The organism is Zooshikella ganghwensis DSM 15267, assembly GCF_000428585.1.
GTDB lineage: Bacteria > Pseudomonadota > Gammaproteobacteria > Pseudomonadales > Zooshikellaceae > Zooshikella > Zooshikella ganghwensis.
Window position 1 is genome coordinate 1 of the sequence record NZ_AUAF01000405.1, and the last position, 1,158, is coordinate 1,158.

2 protein-coding genes are annotated in these 1,158 nt (G+C 32.2%); both read right to left on the reverse strand.

The genetic code is table 11. The features are described from left to right. Nucleotides 1-56 precede the first annotated feature (56 nt). A complete protein-coding gene (locus F607_RS0127360) occupies nt 57-650 on the reverse strand; it encodes an MFS transporter (RefSeq protein ID WP_027710507.1) in 594 nt (197 codons plus the stop codon). Then, complete coding sequence (locus tag F607_RS0127365) at nt 643-1,020, reverse strand: hypothetical protein (protein ID WP_027710508.1); 378 nt, start codon at nt 1,018-1,020, stop codon at nt 643-645. The genes F607_RS0127360 and F607_RS0127365 overlap by 8 nt, the downstream gene beginning before the upstream one ends. Nucleotides 1,021-1,158 lie beyond the last annotated feature (138 nt).

Genomic DNA, 1,158 nt, shown 5'->3' on the forward strand with positions numbered 1-1,158 from the left:
AGTTTGTGTACAATATAAAGTGCCGAGGAAAAAGCTTACTTAATGATCTAATAGAGCTATTGATATAACCCCCTAGGAATCCATATAGAGCCTTGAAATAATTTTCCTAGTTTAAGAAAGGCTATTATACTAACAAATAAGAATAACACGGCAATTTTAAAAACATGTTCCAACAGAAGATAATTTGAAAAAATGTCATATAAAACAGGTAATGTTGCCGTACCCGCTACCACACAAACTGAAATTAAACTGATATACTTACCTTTTTCACTTTCTTTGATAACCGGACTTAAGCTAAACATCGGTGATGCTGAATAATAAAAACTCCAACCAAAACCGATTAAAATCGCAATAAAAAAATACATCCAATTTACACTTGAAATTGAATATAATCCTAAAAAGCCTAAGGTACATGATAAAGCACCCAAAGCAGCTACTTTATGTGCACCATATTTTTTTGCCAAAATACCAGAGAAGCCAACTAAAAAAATAGTAACAACTCCACTTATAGCCAAAAAATATCCAAAATCAATTTCATTACCTAGCAATTCTGTCTGAGTGTATTTAAGTAAAAGATAAATTAAACCATAAGCTGCTGCCATAAAATAGCAGCCTAAATACAATATATAATCACGCAACATTTTAGACATTCACTACCTCCCTTTTTAAATTTGATGAAATATATTGAGCAATGCAAGGGATAAAAGGCTCCGATAACTCACTGAACCACCAGCACCATTCCTTTCGTGCATTAACTTCTAGTGTATTCAACAATTCTACACTCTTTTCTAACACTTTTACCGCTTTGTGGACTTGAAAGCTATCTAGAGCCAAATAAGCATTTCTTTCTGTCATTAAAGTCTGAAAGAAATGCTTGATATATTGGCTACGCTCAGACCTTAAGTCACTGTATCTTTTCAAGTCCTCAAAATTTTCTAAAACTGATAAGACTGATGAAATTATTTTATCTTCAAATTTTTTATAGTCTTTACGAGCAAAATTATTACCCTGTTTTTCCATATCAAATCGACTTAAAAACCACCTTATTCCATCACTCTGAAAGTCAGGGCAATCGCATATAAATTTACACCGAACAAATTAGCTTCATTAAATATTCATGATCCCAACCAGCAGAGAGTCTCTTATTTTTTATTCCAA